The following is a 16,872-nucleotide window of genomic DNA, read 5'->3' as shown; positions in this document are numbered from 1 at the left end:
CGTCGCGGGCGCGCGTCGTGGAGAGCGCGGGTCGCGGGTCGCGGGTCGGCGGGTCAGGCGACCGTGTTGGGTTCCCGGCCCGGGGCCCGCAGGTGCGCGCGCAGCACGACCTCCGTGCCGCCGCCCGCGCGCGGCGCCCACGCGATCGACCCGCGCAGCTCGTTGGTCACCAGCGTCGAGACGATCTGCGTCCCCAGCCCGGTGCCCGCGCCGGCGTCGGCGGGGATGCCGGCGCCGTCGTCCGCGACCGTGACGGTCAGGTCGTCCTCGAGCCGCTCGGCCGTGACCTCCACCGACCCGGACTCCCGCCCGGCGAGCCCGTGCTCGACGGCGTTCGTGACCAGCTCGGTGAGCACGAGGGCGAGCGCCGTGGCGTCCTCCGCGGACACCGGCCCGAACGTCCCGCGCACGACCGTGCGGACGGACGCGCCGGCGGACGCCACGTCGGCGGCGAGCCGCAGCGACCGCCCGACGAGCTCGTCGAACACGACGGTCTCGTCCAGGGTCTGCGACAGCGTCTCGTGCACTAGCGCGATGGTCGCCACGCGGCGCATCGCCTCCTCGAGGGCCGCGCGTGCCTCGGGGACGTCCATGCGGCGGGCCTGCAGGCGCAGCAGCGCGGCGACGGTCTGCAGGTTGTTCTTCACGCGGTGGTGGATCTCGCGGATCGTCGCGTCCTTGGTGATGAGCTCGCGCTCCCGCCGGCGCAGCTCGGACACGTCGCGGCAGAGCAGCACCGCGCCGATGCGCTCGCCCTCCTCCGTCAGCGGGACGGCGCGCAGGGACAGCGCGACGCCGTGCGCCTCGATGTCGGTGCGCCACGGCGCGCGGCCCATGAGCACGAGCGGCATGGACTCGTCGACCGTCGACTCCTGCTCGACGAGGTCGGCGACCAGCTCGACGAGCGAGCGACCCACGAGGTCGTCCATGGCGCCGAACCGGTGGAAGCAGGACAGCGCGTTGGGGCTGGCGTACAGCACCTCGCCCTCGGAGTTGAGCCGGACGAGGCCGTCGGCCACGCGGGGTGCGCCCCGGCGCGGACCGGTCGCGGCGTCGAGCATCGGGAACTCGCCGCGCGCGATCATGCCCATGATGTCGTCGGCGGCCTCGACGTAGTTCAGCTCCAGCCGGCTGGGGGTGCGCGCGCCGCCGAGGTTGGTCTGCCGGGCGATCACGGCGATCGCGCGGCCGTCGCGCACGACCGGTACGGCCTCCTCGCGCACGGCGTACGAGCCGAACCACCGGGGCTCGCGGGACCGCTGCGCGCGGACCTCCGTCAGGGAGCGCTCGAGCTGCGGGCGCTGCCCGTCCGGCGGGCGGGAGCCGACGACGTCGTCGTAGTGCACGGTCGCGCCGGTGCTGGGCCGGCACTGGGCGATCGCGACGAAGTCGTCGTCGTCCGTCGGCAGCCACAGCACGAGGTCGGCGAACGCGAGGTCGGAGATGACCTGCCAGTCGCCGACCAGCAGGTGGAGCCACTCGAGGTCCGCGGCGTCGAGGTGGGCGTGGCGCTGCGCGAGCTCGCTCAGGGTGGACACCGGCCCAGCCTAAGTCGACGTCCGCCCGCGCTCCGCGCCGCGTCCGGCCTCCGGCGCGGATAAAGTCGGTGGACCCGCACCCCCGCGCCGCCGCGCCGCCCCCGGAAGGACCCGACGCCCGTGCACCTCCAGGTCACCCTCTCCGTCCCGACGGACCCCCGGACGGCCGGCACGATGCTGGCCGACCCGGACTACGTGCGCGCGAAGGTGCGCGCCAGCGGCGCGGACGACCTGCACGTCGACGTCACCCCGGGCGACGCGGGTGCGTTCACGGTGACGACCCGGCGCGCGCTGCCGACCGACCTCATCCCGCCGAACATCCGGGCGTTCGTCGGCTCGACGCTGGAGGTCCGCCAGGCCGAGGCGTGGGAGGGCCCGCAGGAGGACGGTGCCCGGCGCGGGACCGTGGCGGTGGAGATCGCGGGGGCGCCGGTGCGGCTGACGGGCACCGTGGCGCTGACGGGCGGCCCGGGGGGCTCGACGATCACGTACGAGGGTGAGCTCAAGGCGCACGTGCCGCTGTTCGGGGCGACCGTGGAGCAGGCCGCGGCGGGTGCCGTGCGCGGCGCGCTGGAGGCCGAGGAGGCTGTCGCCCGGGCGTGGGTCGAGGACAGCGCACAGGCGTAACGATTCCGTAACGCGTCGACGCCCTCCAGCGCGCTGACCTGCGCGAACGCGCCCGTGGGACCGCTTCCACGCCCGTTCGGCGGCATCGCGGCTTGACTTCGGCCGAGCGGTGCGGCGAGAGTGCGTGGCAGGTCGTGAGAGCGCTCCCGCAGTGCGGTTTGGGAACGCTTCCACGCCGGACGTCGACGACGGCGTCCACCACGACGGCGAGGCCGCCGTCCGACTGACGAGGGAGTCACAGTGCGCAGGAGCACGCGCAAGACCTGGATGGCCGTGGCCGGAGCGACGGGCATCGCCCTGCTCGCGACGGCGTGCGGCGGCGGTTCGTCCGACGACAACGCCGGCGACGACGGTGGCAAGATCACGCTGACGATCTCCACCTTCAACCAGTTCGGTTACGAGGACCTGCTCGAGCAGTACCAGGACGAGCACCCGAACATCACGATCGAGCACAACAAGTTCGCGAAGTCGGACGACGCCAAGGAGCAGTTCCAGACCGCGCTCGGCGCGGGTTCCGGCCTCGCCGACGTCGTCGCGGCCGAGGTCGACTGGATGCCGCAGATCCTGCAGTACTCCGACCAGTTCTCGGACCTCAACTCCGACTCCGTCGAGGGCCGCTGGAACGCGTGGACCACCGACCAGGCCACCGACTCCGAGGGCCGCCTGCTCGGCTACCCGACGGACATCGGCCCCGAGGCGATCGCCTACCGCGCCGACCTGTTCGAGGCCGCCGGCCTGCCGACGGACCGCGAGGAGGTCGCCGAGCTGTTCGGCGGCGAGAACGCGACCTGGGACGACTTCTTCGAGGTCGGCGACAAGTTCATGGCCGCCGGCACGGGCCCGAAGTTCTTCGACTCCGCCGACGCGCTCGCCCAGGGCATGATCAACCAGATCAAGGCCCCGTTCGAGGACCCGGAGACCGGTGAGATCACCGCGCTCGACAACCCCGAGATCCGCGACATGTACGACACGATCCTGTCGCACGAGGACCAGTCGGCCGGCCTCAAGCAGTGGGAGGAGGACTGGACGAACTCCTTCCAGAACGACGGCTTCGCGGTGGCGCTCGCCCCGGCGTGGTTCCTCGGCAACATCGAGGGCAACGCGTCCGGCGTCGAGGGCTGGGACATCGCCGACGTCTTCCCCGGCGGCGGTGGCAACTGGGGCGGTTCGTTCCTGACGGTCCCGACGATGTCGCAGCACCAGGAGGAGGCCAAGGCGCTCGCCGACTGGCTGACCGCCCCGGAGCAGCAGCTCAAGGCGTTCGCGGTCAACGGCAACTTCCCGAGCCAGATCGAGGCCCAGCAGTCCGACGAGCTCCAGGGCATGACCCGCGAGTTCTTCAACGACGCGCCCACCGGCAAGATCTACACGAACCGTGCCGCGGCCATCTCCACCCAGCCGTTCAAGGGTGAGAACTACTTCACGGTCCGCACCGGCCTGTCCGACGCGTTCAACCGCGTCGACGTCGACAAGTCGATGACCCCCGACGAGTCCTGGAAGGGCTTCGAGGAGGCGGTCGCCGCCATCGGCTGACCCCCACCGGACCGGACCGCCGGGGACTGAGCTCCCCGGCGGTCCGGTCCGCCCGGTGCGGGCAGAGTCCGCCGCACCCGCACCGCCCGACCCGCCTCGTCCCGCACGAAGGAACTCCATGGCCACGCAGACGGCGCCCCCGAAGGGCGCGGCTCCGAGCACCGACGACCGCCCGCACCGCAAGATCGGCTTCCGCCAGACGCTGGGCCGGTGGGACGTGAAGGTCTCGCCCTACCTGTACATCTCGCCGTTCTTCCTGCTGTTCGCGGTCGTCGGCCTGTTCCCGCTGCTGTACACCGCGTGGGTCTCGCTGCACGACTGGAGCCTCATCGGCGGCCAGGGCGACTTCGTCGGGCTCGACAACTTCACGTTCGTGCTCGGGCAGGCGTTCTTCTGGAAGGCCCTGCGCAACACCATCAGCATCTTCCTGCTGTCCACCGTCCCGCAGATCATCGTGGCGCTGGTCATCGCGGCCATGCTCGACGCGAACCTGCGGTCCAAGACGTTCTGGCGCATGGGCGTCCTGCTGCCGTACGTCGTCGCCCCGGTCGCCGTCGGCCTGGTGTTCTCGAAGATGTTCGCCGACGGCTCCGGCATGATCAACACGATGCTCGGCTACATCGGCATCGACCCGATCGGCTGGCACAAGGACGCGTTCCCCGCGCACATCGCGATCGCGTCGATGGTGAACTTCCGCTGGACCGGCTACAACGCGCTCATCCTGCTGGCCGCGATGCAGGCCATCCCGCGCGACCTGTACGAGGCCGCCACCATCGACGGCGCCACCCGGGTGCGGCAGTTCTTCTCGATCACCCTGCCGATGGTCCGCCCGACCATGATCTTCGTGATCCTCACGTCGACCATCGGCGGCCTGCAGATCTTCGACGAGCCGCGCATGTACGACCAGACCGGCCTCGGCGGGTCGAACGGCCAGTGGAAGACCGTGACGCTGTACCTGTACGAGCTGGGCTGGAACAAGCAGCAGCTCGGACGGGCAGCCGCGGTCGCCTGGCTGCTGTTCCTCGTGATCATCGTGTTCGCCCTGGTGAACAACTGGCTGACACGGAAGATCTCGTCCGCCGACGACATGAGCCGGGCGGCGAAGGCCGCCCGCAAGCAGAGCCGCAGGAACGCGCGCACGCTCGAGCGGTCGATGAGGCGGACGTCCGACTCCGCCGTCACCGCCGCCGCCCCGACCGAGGTGAACCCCCGATGAGCACCCCCTCCATCCCCGTCATCGAGCAGACCGCCGGCAGGGCCGCGGCCCGCGCGGCCCGCCGCAACGCCGGCCGCAAGCGCGGCGGAGGCCACGGCGGCGGCGCCGACCGCCGGCCCGGGTGGCTGACGTACACGATCCTGTCCGTCTTCATCCTGGTCTCGGCCTACCCGCTGTACTTCACGTTCCTGCTGGCGTCCTCCACCTCGGCGGACGTCGCGCAGAACCCGGTGCCGTCGCTGATCCCCGGCGGCGAGTTCCTCACGAACCTGCAGCGCGTCTTCGACGCCGACATCGACCTGGTGCGGGCGACCGGCAACTCGCTGATCGTCGCGCTCGTGACCAGCGCCTCCGTGGTGTTCTTCTCGACGCTGGCCGGCTACTCGTTCGCGAAGCTGCGGTTCCGCGGGCGCGGCCCGCTGCTGGTGTTCGTCATCGCCACCATGGCCGTCCCGACGCAGCTCGGCGTCGTGCCGCTGTACATCGTCATGCGGCAGCTCGGCCTGACCGGCAACCTGCTGGCGGTCATCCTGCCGGCGCTGGTCACGGCGTTCGGCGTGTTCTGGATGACCCAGTACCTCGACTCCGCGCTCCCCTACGAGCTGATCGAGGCCGCGCGCGTCGACGGGGCGTCGATGTTCCGCACGTTCTGGTCGATCGCGCTGCCGGCCGCCCGGCCCGCCGCCTCGATGCTCGCGCTGTTCACCTTCATCACGTCGTGGACCAACTTCTTCTGGCCCTCGATCGTGCTGGGCACCCAGAACCCCACGCTGCCGGTGGCGCTGAAGCTGCTGCAGGCCGGGTTCTTCCAGGACATGCCGCTGATCATGGCGGGTGTCGTGCTGTCCATCATCCCGCTGCTGGTGCTGTTCCTCGTGGCGGGCCGCCAGCTCGTCGCCGGCATCATGGCCGGAGCCGTCAAGGGCTGACGCTACGCTTCCGCGCGGGGACCGGAACCGGTCCCCGCGCTGGGGGGCGCGCCCGTCCGCCGGTGCCCCGCGCGCCGGCCACCCCGTCGTCAAGGCAAGGGGGCGATCCACCGTGGTCGACCAGTCAGCCATCCCCGTCGCGACCCACCCGGCGCCCACGCTGGAGCAGGTCGCCGAACGCGCCGGCGTCTCCCGGTCCACCGCCTCGCGGGCGATCAACGGCGGCCTGCGGGTCTCGCCGGAGGCCATGGAGTCCGTGGCCGCCGCCGTCGCCGACCTCGGCTACACGCCGAACCGCGCCGCCCGCTCGCTCGTGACCCGCCGCACCGACTCCGTCGCGCTGGTCGTCCCGGAGCCCGACGAGCGCGTGCTGTCCGACCCGTTCTTCGCGGGCGTGCTCAACGGCGTCTCCTCGGCGCTCGCCGACTCCGACCTGCAGCTGCTGCTGCTCATCGCCCGGCCCGGCGACTCCGAGCGCACCATCCGCTACCTGCGCGCCGGGCACGTCGACGGGGCGATCGTCGTCTCGCACCACCGCGACGACTCGATCGACCGGGCGCTGCAGGACTCGCGGCTGCCCAACGTGTTCATCGGCCGGCCGCTGACCGAGCGGCGCTCGGCGTTCGTCGACACCGACAACGTCCGCGGCGGCAGGATCGCCACGGAGCACCTCATCGCCCTCGGCCGGCGCCGCATCGGGACCATCACGGGCCCCGCCGACATGTCCGCCGGCCTCGACCGCCTCGCGGGCTGGCGGCAGGCGCTCGCCGCCGCGGGGCTCCCGGCCGACGCCGTGGTCAGCGGGGACTTCACGATCGAGGGCGGTGCCGCCGGCGCGCGCGAGCTGCTCGCCCGGTACCCCGACGTCGACGCCGTCTTCGTGGCGTCCGACCTCATGGCCGCGGGCGCGCTGCCCGTGCTCGCCGAGCTCGGGCGCGAGGTCCCGGGGGACGTCGCGATCGTGGGCTACGACAACTCGGGGCTGGCGTCGACCACGAAGCCGAACCTGACGACCGTGGTGCAGCCGATCATCGCGATGGCGCGCGCCGCGGGCGAGGAGCTCGTCGCGCAGCTCCACGGCCGCGCGGCGCGGACGGAGCCGCTGATCTTCGCGCCGGAGCTCGTCGTCCGCGGCTCGGCCTGAGGCACGGGCGCGGCGCCGGGCCGCGTCCCCGCGCCGGCGTCGCGCCCGCCCGGACTACCGCGTCGGGTCGACGTGCCCGAACCGGTGCCGCGTCCGGCTCACCGCCTGCTCGCGCACGACGGTCATGAGCTCCCGGCGCCCGCTGGCGAGCACCGGGCCGTCGAGCACCGTGACCTCCCCGGTGCGGGCCACCGCCGCCGCGCGCAGCCCCGGCGCCGTGCCGACCACCCGCACCCGGCCGCTGACGGCCCCGTCGGCGACCCGCGCGGCGAACGCCTCGTCGGACTCGTCCGCGGCGCGGCTGACCGTCGCCCCGACGCCGGCCGTGCGCGCGGCGGTGAGCACCCGGCGCACGTCGCGCTCGCGCGCGTCCGCCCCGACGCGGACGGTCAGGTGCGGCACGGGGCGGTAGCGCAGCGTGTTCTCCTCGGCGGCCAGGCCGGACGGGTCGTGGGACGCCCCGAACTCGGACGCCCACCAGCGGGCGTCGTCCTGCTGCGCCCAGGCCACCCACGCGTCGTCGTCCAGCGCGGCGACGTCCGGCGCGTCGGACCAGGTGCCCAGCTGCGCCACGTACGACGGGCCACCGGCCTTCGCGCCGGGGCCGACCACCGAGGCCTTCCAGCCGCCGAACGGCTGCCGCTGCACGACGGCGCCGGTGATGTGCCGGTTGACGTACGCGTTGCCGACCTCCACCCGGTCGAGCCAGTGCGCGATCTCGTCCTCGTCGAGCGAGTGCAGCCCGCCGGTGAGCCCGAGCGCGACGGCGTTCTGCACCTCGATCGCCTCGTCGAGGGTGTCGACGCGGATGACGCCGAGCACCGGCCCGAAGCACTCCGTCAGGTGGAACCACGACCCGGGCCGCACGCCGTGCTTCACGCCGGGCGTCCACAGCCGGCCCTCCTCGTCGAGCCGGCGGGGCTGCACGAGCCAGCCCTCGCCCTCGTCCAGCGTCGTCAGGGCGCGCAGCAGCTTGCCCGACGCCGGCTCGACGAGCGGGCCCATCGTGGTGCCGAGGTCGTCGGCCCACCCGACGTGCAGCGACGTCACGGCGTCCGCGAGCTGCCGGCGCAGCCGGTCGGAGGTGCCGGCGGACCCGACGAGGATCGCCAGCGACGCCGCCGAGCACTTCTGGCCGGCGTGGCCGAACGCGGACCGGACCAGGTCGGCCACCGCGAGGTCCACGTCGGCGGACGGCGTGATGACCAGGGCGTTCTTCCCGGACGTCTCGGCCAGCACGTCGAGGTCGGGGCGCCAGCCGGCGAACAGCCGGGCGGTCTCCAGCGACCCCGTCAGCACCACGCGGGCGACGTCGGGGTGGGTGACGAGGTGCCGGCCCACGTCGCCCTCCGGGGACAGCACCACCTGGAGCGCCGGCTCGGTGACCCCGGCGGCGTCGAGCGCGGTCTGCACGGCGGCCATCGCGACCCGCACGCAGCGCGGCGTCTGCGGGGCCGGCTTGACCAGCACGGGCGACCCGGCCGCGAGCGCGGCGAGCGTCGACCCGACGGGGATGGCCACCGGGAAGTTCCACGGCGGGGTGACGACGGTGACGCCGTCCGGGCGGAACACCGCCCCGGGGACGCGGCCGTCGGCGAGGTCCTCGGCCCGGTCGGCGTAGTACCGCGCGAAGTCGACGGCCTCGCTGACCTCGGGGTCGGCCTCCGCGACGGTCTTGCCGCCCTCGTGCACCATCGTGGCGACCAGGTCGCCGCGGGCGGCCTCGAGCGCGTCGGCGGCCCGGCGCAGCACGGCGGCGCGCTCGGCCGGCGGACGCGCCGACCAGGCGGGAGCGGCGGACACCGCCCGCGCGACCACCGCGTCGACCTCCGCCGTGGTCGCGACCTCGACGGCCCCGGCGGGCGGCTCGACGTCGTGCGCGACGAGGCGCCCGGCCCAGGTCCGCGACTCCGCGACGGCCGGGTCGGTGTCCGCGGCGTTGCGGAACTCCCCCGGGCCGGGGGCGGCGGCGTCCGCGGCGCGCGGGAGCCGCCGCGGCGTCACGTCGACCGTCGCCGCGCCCGCCACGGACGCGAGGAACGCGGCCTCCTGCGACGGCATCCCGTGCGCGGCGCCGGCGTCGTCGCCCTCCGCGAACAGCGCGTGCAGGAAGTTCTGGTGCGCGGCGTTCTCCTCGAGCCGCCGCACCAGGTAGGAGATCGCGACGTCGAAGTCCTGCTTCGCCACCACCGGGGTGTAGAGCAGCACCTGGCCGACGTCGCGCTGCACCGCCCGGGACTGCGCCGGCGCCATCCCCTGCAGCATCTCGACGTCGAGCGCCTCGGACACGCCCCGCTCCCCCGCCAGCAGGTGCGCGTACGCGACGTGGAACAGGTTGTGGCTCGCGACACCGACCCGCAGCGCGCCGGTGCGGTCCGCGTCGAGCGCCGTCCGGACCAGCCGCACGTAGTGCGCGTCGACGTCCGGCTTGCCGGCGTACGGGGCCTGCTCCCAGCCGTGCAGCTCGGCCTCGACCTGCTCCATCGCGAGGTTCGCGCCCTTGACGAGGCGCACCTTGAGGCGCGCGCCCCCGGCCTCGACGCGGCGGCGGGCGATGGCGGTGACCTCCTCGAGCGCGGCGGAGGCGTCCGGCAGGTAGGCCTGCAGCACGATCCCGGCCTCGTGGTCCCGCAGCGCCGGGTCCGACACGAGCGCCTCGAACACCCGCACGGTGAGCGCGAGGTCCCGGTACTCCTCCATGTCGAGGTTGAGGAACGTGCCGTGCGCCGCGGCCGTCAGGTACAGCGGGCGCAGGCGCTCGACGACGCGCCGGACGCTGCCCTCGGTGTCCCACGTCGAGAGCTGGCTCGCCACCGCCGAGACCTTCACGGAGACGTAGTCGACGTCGGGCCGCTCCACGAGCGCGGTGACGCGGCGCAGCCGGCGGGTCGCCTCGTCCTCCCCCAGCACGGCCTCCCCGAGCAGGTTGAGGTTGAGGCGGAACCCGTCGCGGCGCGCGCGGGCGATGTGCGCGCCGAGGCCCGGGCCCGCGTCGGCGACGAGGTGCCCGACGAGCTGGCGCAGCCGCACCCGGGCGGCGGGGACGACGGCGGCCGGCAGCAGCGGCGCGAGGCGCGCGCCGACGCCGAGCAGCGCCCGGTCGCCCAGCCCGAGGAACCCGGACGCGTCGGCCGCGCGGTCCCCCAGCGCCGCGAGCTCCGCGGCCGCCACCCGCACGTCCTGCGGGCGGGCCACCCGGTCGACGAACCGCACCGCGAGCTCCAGGCCCACGGGGTCCGCCACCAGCGCCGCGAGCCGCCCGGTCGCGCGGCGCTCGGCGGGGGTCTCGTCGGCCGCGGTCGCGGCCATCCAGCGGTGCGCGAGGTCCACGGCCGCGCGCGTCAGGTCGTCGGGACCGGTCGCGGCCGGGCCCGCGGGCGCGGGGTGCTGCGACGGCGCGGAGGGCTGGGTGGTGGTCATGGCGGCATCGTCCCCGATCGTCCCGGGGACCGTCTTGCACCGATCCTGCGCGCCACGGCCCCGGATGCGTGACACGTGCGCGTCACGCGCAGCACCTACGCTCCCCCTGACATGCCGAGCCGTCCACCCGGGCCCGCGGGAGCTCCGCCGGGCTCTGCCACGACCACCCCGGCGACCGCCGACCCCGCGGCCGCCGCGCTGCTGGCTGCCCTCACCCCGGCGCTCCTGCGGCTGCACGACGACCTGACCGGCACGATGTTCTGCGCCAAGGACGTCACCGGCCGCTACGTCGCGGTCAACGAGGCGTTCGTGCGCCGCACCTCCGAGAGGTCCCGCCGCGCCGTGGTCGGGCGGACCGCCGCGGAGCTGTTCCTGCCGCAGCTCGCCGAGCGGTACGACGCCCAGGACCGCGCGGTGCTGGAGACCGGCCGGTCCCTGCACCGCGAGCTCGAGCTGATCCGCCGGCCCGGCGGCGCGCCCGGCTGGTACCTGACGTCGAAGGTGCCGGTGCACGACGCCGAGGGCGAGGTGGTCGGGCTCGTCAGCGTGTCGCAGGCCCTGCGCACCGGCGACGCCGACGAGGCCACCGTCACGGCGCTGTCGCGCGTCGCCGCGTTCGTGCGGGAGCGCCTCGCCACGCCGCCGACGGTCGCCGAGCTCGCCGCCGCCGCGGGGTGCGCGCCGTCCACGCTGGACCGCCGCGTGCGGCGCGTGTTCGCCCTGTCGCCGCAGCAGTACGTGCTGCGGGCACGCCTCGACCACGCCGCCGCGCTGCTCGGAGGCACCGACCTGCCGCTCGCCGAGGTCGCCGCGGCGTGCGGGTTCTACGACCAGGCGTCGTTCACGCGGACGTTCGGGCGGCTCGCCGGGGAGACGCCTGCGCAGTTCAGGCGCGCGGCGCGGCGCGGACCCGCACCCGCACCGCGGGCGGTGCCCTCCCAGCCGTGGCCCGACGAGCCCGCCTGGGTGACGATGGAGGCATGACCGAAGCGCACACCCCCACCATCCCGACGGTGACCCTGCCCGGCGGCGAGATGCCGCTGCTCGGGCTCGGCACCTGGCAGTCCGAGGGCTCCGAGGCCGAGCGCGCCGTCATCGCCGCGCTCGAGCTCGGCTACACGCACGTCGACACGGCCACCGGCTACGGCAACGAGGCGGAGGTCGGGCGCGCGCTCGCCGCCGTCGACGTGGACCGCGACGCCGTCTTCGTCACGACCAAGCTGCCGCCGGACCACGCCGGGCGCGAGCGCCAGACGCTCATGGAGTCCCTCGCGAAGCTCGGCACCGACCACCTCGACCTGTGGCTGGTGCACTGGCCGCCGAACAAGCAGGCGACCCCCGAGACCTGGGCTGCGTTCATCGCCGCGCGCGACGAGGGCCTGGTGCGGTCCATCGGCGTCTCCAACTACTCGATCGCGCAGATCGAGGAGCTCATCGCCGCCACCGGCGAGGCGCCCGCGGTCAACCAGATCCCGTGGAGCCCCGGCGACTACGACGCGGACCTCGTGGCGGCGCACGCCGAGCGGGGCGTCGTCATCGAGGGCTACAGCCCCTTCAAGCGCACCGACCTGGACGACCCCGTGCTGACCGCCATCGCGGAGGCGCACGGCGTGAGCACCCGGCAGGTCGTGCTGCGCTGGCACCTCGACCACGGCGTCGTCGTCATCCCGAAGTCGACGCACCCCGACCGCATCCGCCAGAACCTCGACGTGCTGACGTTCTCGCTCGACGCGGACGAGCTCGCGCGGATCGACGGCCTGGGCGGGCGGTGACCGCAGCGGCGCCCGGGCCGGGCGCGCCGGGGCCGGGCACGCCGGGGGGCGGCGAGCCCGGGGGCGACGGCGTGCGGGACGGCGGCGCGGGGCGCGACGGTCCGGGGCGCGACGGTCCGGGGCACGACGGCCCGGGGAGCCGCGCGACGCGCCGCGACGGGCGGACGTCCGCTGCCCGACCCGGCGGGCGCGCGCGGGCCGTCGTCGCCGTGGTCACCAGCCTCGCCCTGCTCGCCGCGTCCGTCATCGGCGCCCTCCAGCTCCAGGCGGCGCGGGACCGGGCCGCCGAGCAGCAGCGCGCGGCGGAGTCGCTGGCGCTGACCTCACGCCTCGCGGCGCAGGAGGCCGAGTTCCTGTCCGACCGGCGCGCGACCGCCCGTGCCGACGCCGCGACGCGATCCGAGGAGGCCGCCCGGGCCGCACGCGAGCAGGCCGCCGCCGAGCAGGCCGAGGCCGAGGCACGCGCCTCCGCGGAGGCGCAGGCGGCCGCCGACGCGCAGGCCGAGGCGCAGGCACAGGCGGACGCGGAGGCCCGGGCCGCCGCGGACGCGCGCGCGGCGCAGGAGGCGCAGGCCGGCTCCGCGGCCTCGGGCGCACCGCCGGGCGCCCCGACGCACCCGCGCATCGCCGGCTGGGTGGACGGCCGCCCCGTCGACGCCGACGGCAACGTGCTCTGGGTGACGTCCGTGCCCACCGCGGACGGCGACGGCTCCAACGGCCACATGCCCGCGAGCGCGATGTGCGTCATCCCCTGGGGCACCGACCAGCTCGGGTTCGCCCAGTACCTGCGCTGCGACGCGGCGGACGCGCTGACGGCGCTGAACGACGCGTTCCGGGCGCAGTTCGGGGCGCCGCTCGACCTCGACCTCACGTACCGGTCGTACGACGACCAGGTCGCGATGAAGGCCGCGTTCGGCGGGCTGGCGGCGGCACCCGGTACCTCCTCGCACGGCCTGGGCACCGCGCTGGACGTCCAGGAGTGGCCCGACACGTACGGCTTCGGGACCGCCCGGTACGACTGGCTCGTCGCGAACGGCCCGGCGTACGGCTGGTACGCACCGGAGCGGGTCCGCGAGGGGCAGCCCTACGCCGAGTACTGGCACTTCGAGTACGGGCCGGGCCGCACGTCCTGACCTCGCCGACGCGACCCGGCCGCGGGCGCCCGGGCGTCGCGCGTGTGGCACAGTGTCCGGGACCCGGCGGTCCTCCGCGGGGGCGGCGACGAGGCCGCGCCCGGGCCGCCGGACCGGATGCCCAGGAGGCGCCTGCATGTCCGCACCAGTGTCCGGGTCCGCCCCGTCGCCCACCCCCGCGACGACCGCGACCCCGCGCACGTCCCCGCTCACCACCGCACTCGCGCAGCTGTCGTCGGCCGTCGAGCTGCTCGGCTACGACGACGGCATGCACCAGATGCTCGCGACCCCGCGGCGCGAGCTGCACGTCGCCGTCCCGCTGCGCCGCGACGACGGGCGGATCGATCTCGTGTCCGGCTACCGGGTCCAGCACAACATCTCCCGGGGTCCGGGCAAGGGCGGCCTGCGGTACGCCCCGGGCGTCGACATCGAGGAGGTCCGTGCCCTCGCGATGTGGATGACGTGGAAGTGCGCGGTCGTCGAGCTGCCCTACGGCGGGGCGAAGGGCGGCGTCGCGATCGACCCGCGCGGCTGCTCCACCGCGGAGCTCGAGCGGCTGACGCGGCGCTACACGTCCGAGGTGATGCCGATCATCGGGCCGGAGCGCGACATCATGGCGCCCGACGTCGGCACCACCGAGCAGACGATGTCCTGGGTGATGGACACGTACTCCGTGAACTCCGGGTACACGATCCCGGCCGTCGTCACCGGCAAGCCGCTCGCCGTCGGAGGCTCCCTCGGGCGCGCCACCGCGACCTCGCGGGGCGTCGTCCACGTCACCGCCGCCGCGCTCGCCGACGCCGGCACCGACCTGTCCGAGGTCACCGCCGCGGTGCAGGGCTTCGGCAAGGTCGGGTCCCACGCCGCCCGGTTCCTCACCGAGGGCGGCGCGCGCGTCGTCGCGGTCAGCGACCAGTACGGCGGCGTGCACGCGCCCGGCGGGCTCGACGTCGCGGCGCTCACCGCCCACGTCGCCGAGACCGGCTCGGTCGTCGGGTTCCCCGGCGGCGACCCCGTCGGGAACGCCGAGCTGCTCGGCCTCGACGTCGACGTGCTCATCCCGGCGGCCGTGGAGGACGTGCTCGACGAGGACACCGCGCGCACCGTCAAGGCGCGGTGGGTCGTCGAGGGCGCCAACGGCCCCACCACCAGCGCCGGCGACCGCGTGCTCGCCGAGCGCGGGATCACGGTCGTGCCCGACATCCTCGCGAACGCCGGCGGCGTCGTCGTGTCCTACTTCGAGTGGGTGCAGGCGCAGCAGGCGTACTGGTGGACCGAGCGGGAGATCGAGGACCGCCTCGAGCAGCGCATGCGCGCCTCCTACGCCGCCGTCGCCCAGCGGGCCCGGGCGGACGGCATCACGCTGCGCGACGCCGCGCTCGTCATCGGCGTCCGGCGCGTCGCGGAGGCGCACCGCCTGCGCGGCCTGTACCCGTGACGGCGGCGCCGTCGGGAGCCTGACCGCTCCGGCGACGCGGGCGGCGGCGCGCCCGGGCCCCTCCGGCCCGCCCGCCGAAGCCTCCCCCGGGCGCCCGGAACCCCCACCATGCTCGGAGGCTCCAACGCGGCATCGGAGGGCTCAACGCGGGCTCGGAGGTCCCCGCAGAGACCTCCGAGGCCGCGCGACGACCTCCGACACCCGTCGGAGCCTCCGACGGGAGCTGGAGGCCTCCCCCGGACTCGGGGACCCCCACCTCACTCGGAGGCCTCCCCCGGGCTCGGAGACCCCACCGGATTCGGAGGCATCGACGCGGGCTCGGAGGTCCCCGCAGAGACCTCCGAGCCCGCGCGATGACCTCCGGTTCCCGTCGGAGCCTCCGACGGCTGGGGGGGGTGTGGGGCCGGCGCCGGAGGGAGGCGGGGGAAGCCTCGGCCGCCCGGCCGCGTTGGCCCCGGTGTGAGTACCGACCACGCCGTCCCGCTGTCCGTCCTCGACCTCGCCCCCGTCGGCACCGGCCGCACCAGCGCCGACGCCCTCGCCGACTCCACCACGCTCGCCCGTGCGGCCGACCGGCTCGGCTACCGACGGTTCTGGGTCGCCGAGCACCACAGCATGCCCGCGGTGGCGTCGACGTCCCCCGCGGTGCTGCTGGCACACCTCGCGGCCTCGACGGACCGGATCCGCGTCGGCTCCGGCGGCGTCATGCTGCCGAACCACCCGGCGCTCGTGGTCGCGGAGCAGTTCGCGATGCTCGAGGCCCTGCACCCCGGCCGCGTCGACCTCGGCATCGGGCGGGCGCCGGGCGCCGACCCCGCGACCGCCGCCGCGCTGCGCCGCACGGTGGAGGGGCTCGGCGCCGAGGACTTCCCCGCGGAGCTGCTGGACGTCCTCGCGCTGCTCGGTCAGCTGCCGGAGGGCCGCGCGGCGAGCGCCACCGCCGCGCGGCTGACCGCCACGCCGGCCGCTGCCGGCACCCCCGAGGTGTGGCTGCTCGGGTCGTCGACGTTCAGCGCGCAGCTCGCCGGAGAGCTCGGCCTGCCGTTCTCGTACGCCCACCACTTCGGGACCGGCATCACCACGCAGGCCGCCGAGGTGTACCGGTCGGCGTTCCGCCCCTCCGCCGTGCTCGACGCCCCGCACCTCATGGTGTCCGCCTCCGTCGTCGTCGCCGAGTCGGAGGAGCGCGCCGCCTGGCTCGCCGGACCGAGCAAGGTCATGGCCCTGCGGCTGCGCAGCCGTGGGGCGCTCGCGCCGATCGAGACGCCCGAGGACGCCGCCGCGATGCTCGACGCCCTCGATCCGGAGCAGGCCCGGGACTTCTTCTCCCGCGTGCCCGGCACGCAGCACGCGACGACTGCCGACCGCGCGGTCGCCGCGCTGCGCGAGCTCGTCGACCGCACCGGCGCCGACGAGCTGATCGTCACCGCCACCACGCACGACGTCGCCGACCGCGTCGCCACCCTGGAGGCCCTCGCCGCCTCCTGGTGACCGGCTCGGGCTCGGGCCGCTCCCCCTTCGGAGGCTCCGACGGGCATCGGTGGTCATCGCGCGGGCTCGGAGGCCTCCGCGGGCACCTCCGATCCCGCGCGCACCCCTCCGAGCACCGTCGGAGCCTCCGAGGGGGGTGGGTGGGGGGCTCCGAACGTCGCGCGGGGGGCTCCGGGCGTCGCGGGGCCCTCCGAGGGGGTCGGGGGCCGCGGGGTGCGTGGCGGGTGGGGGTGCCATGATCGGGGGCATGGACGACGTCGTCGGGCGCACGTGGCAGTTCGTGGAGGTCGCCGGGGTGCCGGTGCCGCCGGACGAGCCGCACCGGTCGCGGCCGGCGCTGACGTTCGCCGGGGACGGGCAGGTCTACGGCACGGGCGGCGTGAACCGGCTGCGCGGGACCTGGTCCTGGGAGGACGGCACGCTGACGTTCGGGCCGGTGGTGACGACGCTGATGGCCGGCACGCCGGAGCACACCGCCCGGGAGCGCGCGGTGCTGGAGCTGCTCGGGGTCCGGCTGCACGCGCGGGTCGACGGCGACGCGCTCGTGCTGACGGACCCGGACGGGCGGGTCAGCCGGTTGCTGCCCGCCCCGCCCGGGGAGTCCGAGGTCTGAGCCCCGGGGACGCGGTCC

Annotated in this window: 13 protein-coding genes; 11 read left to right on the top strand and 2 right to left on the bottom strand. The window is 75.2% G+C overall.

The genetic code is table 11. From position 1 onward, the window contains the following. Positions 1–53: 53 nt before the first annotated feature. The gene (locus tag P9841_RS16555; RefSeq protein ID WP_283319683.1) at positions 54–1,538 is read right to left on the bottom strand and encodes a sensor histidine kinase; all 1,485 of its coding nucleotides are present in this window, start codon (positions 1,536–1,538) and stop codon (positions 54–56) included. A gap of 120 nt (positions 1,539–1,658) precedes the next feature. On the opposite strand from P9841_RS16555, the gene P9841_RS16550 reads away from it, so the two are divergent. The 5 genes from P9841_RS16550 to P9841_RS16530 all read left to right on the top strand — a co-directional run bounded on the left by P9841_RS16550 (position 1,659) and on the right by P9841_RS16530 (position 6,987). Further along, positions 1,659–2,165 (top strand): DUF2505 domain-containing protein, encoded by a 507-nt coding sequence (locus P9841_RS16550; RefSeq protein WP_283319682.1) that lies wholly within the window; start codon positions 1,659–1,661, stop codon positions 2,163–2,165. A 240-nt stretch (positions 2,166–2,405) separates the two neighbouring features. Next, positions 2,406–3,698 carry an ABC transporter substrate-binding protein gene (locus tag P9841_RS16545; protein WP_283319681.1) on the top strand — a complete coding sequence of 431 codons (1,293 nt, stop codon included), beginning with the start codon at positions 2,406–2,408 and terminating at the stop codon, positions 3,696–3,698. 118 nt (positions 3,699–3,816) lie between these two features. Beyond that, positions 3,817–4,914 carry a carbohydrate ABC transporter permease gene (locus P9841_RS16540; protein WP_283319680.1) on the top strand — a complete coding sequence of 366 codons (1,098 nt, stop codon included), beginning with the start codon at positions 3,817–3,819 and terminating at the stop codon, positions 4,912–4,914. After that, positions 4,911–5,843: a carbohydrate ABC transporter permease gene (locus tag P9841_RS16535; protein WP_283319679.1), complete on the top strand. Its 933-nt coding sequence runs from the start codon at positions 4,911–4,913 to the stop codon at positions 5,841–5,843. The genes P9841_RS16540 and P9841_RS16535 overlap by 4 nt, the downstream gene beginning before the upstream one ends. A gap of 112 nt (positions 5,844–5,955) precedes the next feature. After that, the gene (locus P9841_RS16530; protein ID WP_283319678.1) at positions 5,956–6,987 is read left to right on the top strand and encodes a LacI family DNA-binding transcriptional regulator; all 1,032 of its coding nucleotides are present in this window, start codon (positions 5,956–5,958) and stop codon (positions 6,985–6,987) included. Between the two features lie 54 nt (positions 6,988–7,041). On the opposite strand, the gene P9841_RS16525 is transcribed toward P9841_RS16530, so the two are convergent. After that, positions 7,042–10,407, bottom strand: coding sequence for a proline dehydrogenase family protein (locus P9841_RS16525; protein ID WP_283319677.1), 3,366 nt, complete (start codon positions 10,405–10,407; stop codon positions 7,042–7,044). Between the two features lie 111 nt (positions 10,408–10,518). Here P9841_RS16525 and P9841_RS16520 point away from each other — a divergent pair, with 111 nt between their 5' ends. The 6 genes from P9841_RS16520 (at position 10,519) to P9841_RS16495 (ending at position 16,854) form a co-directional block, all read left to right on the top strand. Continuing rightward, the gene (locus P9841_RS16520) at positions 10,519–11,391 is read left to right on the top strand and encodes an AraC family transcriptional regulator (protein ID WP_283319676.1); all 873 of its coding nucleotides are present in this window, start codon (positions 10,519–10,521) and stop codon (positions 11,389–11,391) included. Next, positions 11,388–12,179 carry an aldo/keto reductase gene (locus tag P9841_RS16515; RefSeq protein WP_283319675.1) on the top strand — a complete coding sequence of 264 codons (792 nt, stop codon included), beginning with the start codon at positions 11,388–11,390 and terminating at the stop codon, positions 12,177–12,179. Before P9841_RS16520 ends, P9841_RS16515 begins: the two co-directional genes overlap by 4 nt. A gap of 209 nt (positions 12,180–12,388) precedes the next feature. Continuing rightward, entirely contained in the window at positions 12,389–13,312 is a 924-nt protein-coding gene (locus P9841_RS16510) for a M15 family metallopeptidase (protein ID WP_283319674.1), read from the top strand. A gap of 136 nt (positions 13,313–13,448) precedes the next feature. Beyond that, complete coding sequence (locus P9841_RS16505; RefSeq protein WP_283319673.1) at positions 13,449–14,750, top strand: Glu/Leu/Phe/Val family dehydrogenase; 1,302 nt, start codon at positions 13,449–13,451, stop codon at positions 14,748–14,750. 459 nt (positions 14,751–15,209) lie between these two features. Then, complete coding sequence (locus P9841_RS16500; protein WP_283319672.1) at positions 15,210–16,241, top strand: LLM class flavin-dependent oxidoreductase; 1,032 nt, start codon at positions 15,210–15,212, stop codon at positions 16,239–16,241. Positions 16,242–16,488: 247 nt separating this feature from the next. Next, a complete protein-coding gene (locus tag P9841_RS16495; protein WP_283319671.1) occupies positions 16,489–16,854 on the top strand; it encodes an META domain-containing protein in 366 nt (121 codons plus the stop codon). The last annotated feature ends 18 nt before the right edge of the window (positions 16,855–16,872 follow it).

Origin of the sequence: Cellulomonas sp. ES6, from assembly GCF_030053835.1 — a bacterium.
In the GTDB taxonomy this organism is placed as follows: Bacteria; Actinomycetota; Actinomycetes; order Actinomycetales; family Cellulomonadaceae; genus Cellulomonas.
Note: the sequence above shows the minus strand (reverse complement) of the source record. Positions and strands in the feature narration are given on the sequence as shown.

Excerpts from the sequence above, each read along its gene's own strand:
- P9841_RS16525 (WP_283319677.1), bottom strand. The coding sequence starts at position 10,407 with ATGACCACCACCCAGCCCTCCGCGCCGTCGCAGCACCCCGCGCCCGCG.
- P9841_RS16505 (WP_283319673.1), top strand. The coding sequence starts at position 13,449 with ATGTCCGCACCAGTGTCCGGGTCCGCCCCGTCGCCCACCCCCGCGACG.
- P9841_RS16540 (WP_283319680.1), top strand. The coding sequence starts at position 3,817 with ATGGCCACGCAGACGGCGCCCCCGAAGGGCGCGGCTCCGAGCACCGAC.
- P9841_RS16535 (WP_283319679.1), top strand. The coding sequence starts at position 4,911 with ATGAGCACCCCCTCCATCCCCGTCATCGAGCAGACCGCCGGCAGGGCC.
- P9841_RS16520 (WP_283319676.1), top strand. The coding sequence starts at position 10,519 with ATGCCGAGCCGTCCACCCGGGCCCGCGGGAGCTCCGCCGGGCTCTGCC.
- P9841_RS16495 (WP_283319671.1), top strand. The coding sequence starts at position 16,489 with ATGGACGACGTCGTCGGGCGCACGTGGCAGTTCGTGGAGGTCGCCGGG.
- P9841_RS16515 (WP_283319675.1), top strand. The coding sequence starts at position 11,388 with ATGACCGAAGCGCACACCCCCACCATCCCGACGGTGACCCTGCCCGGC.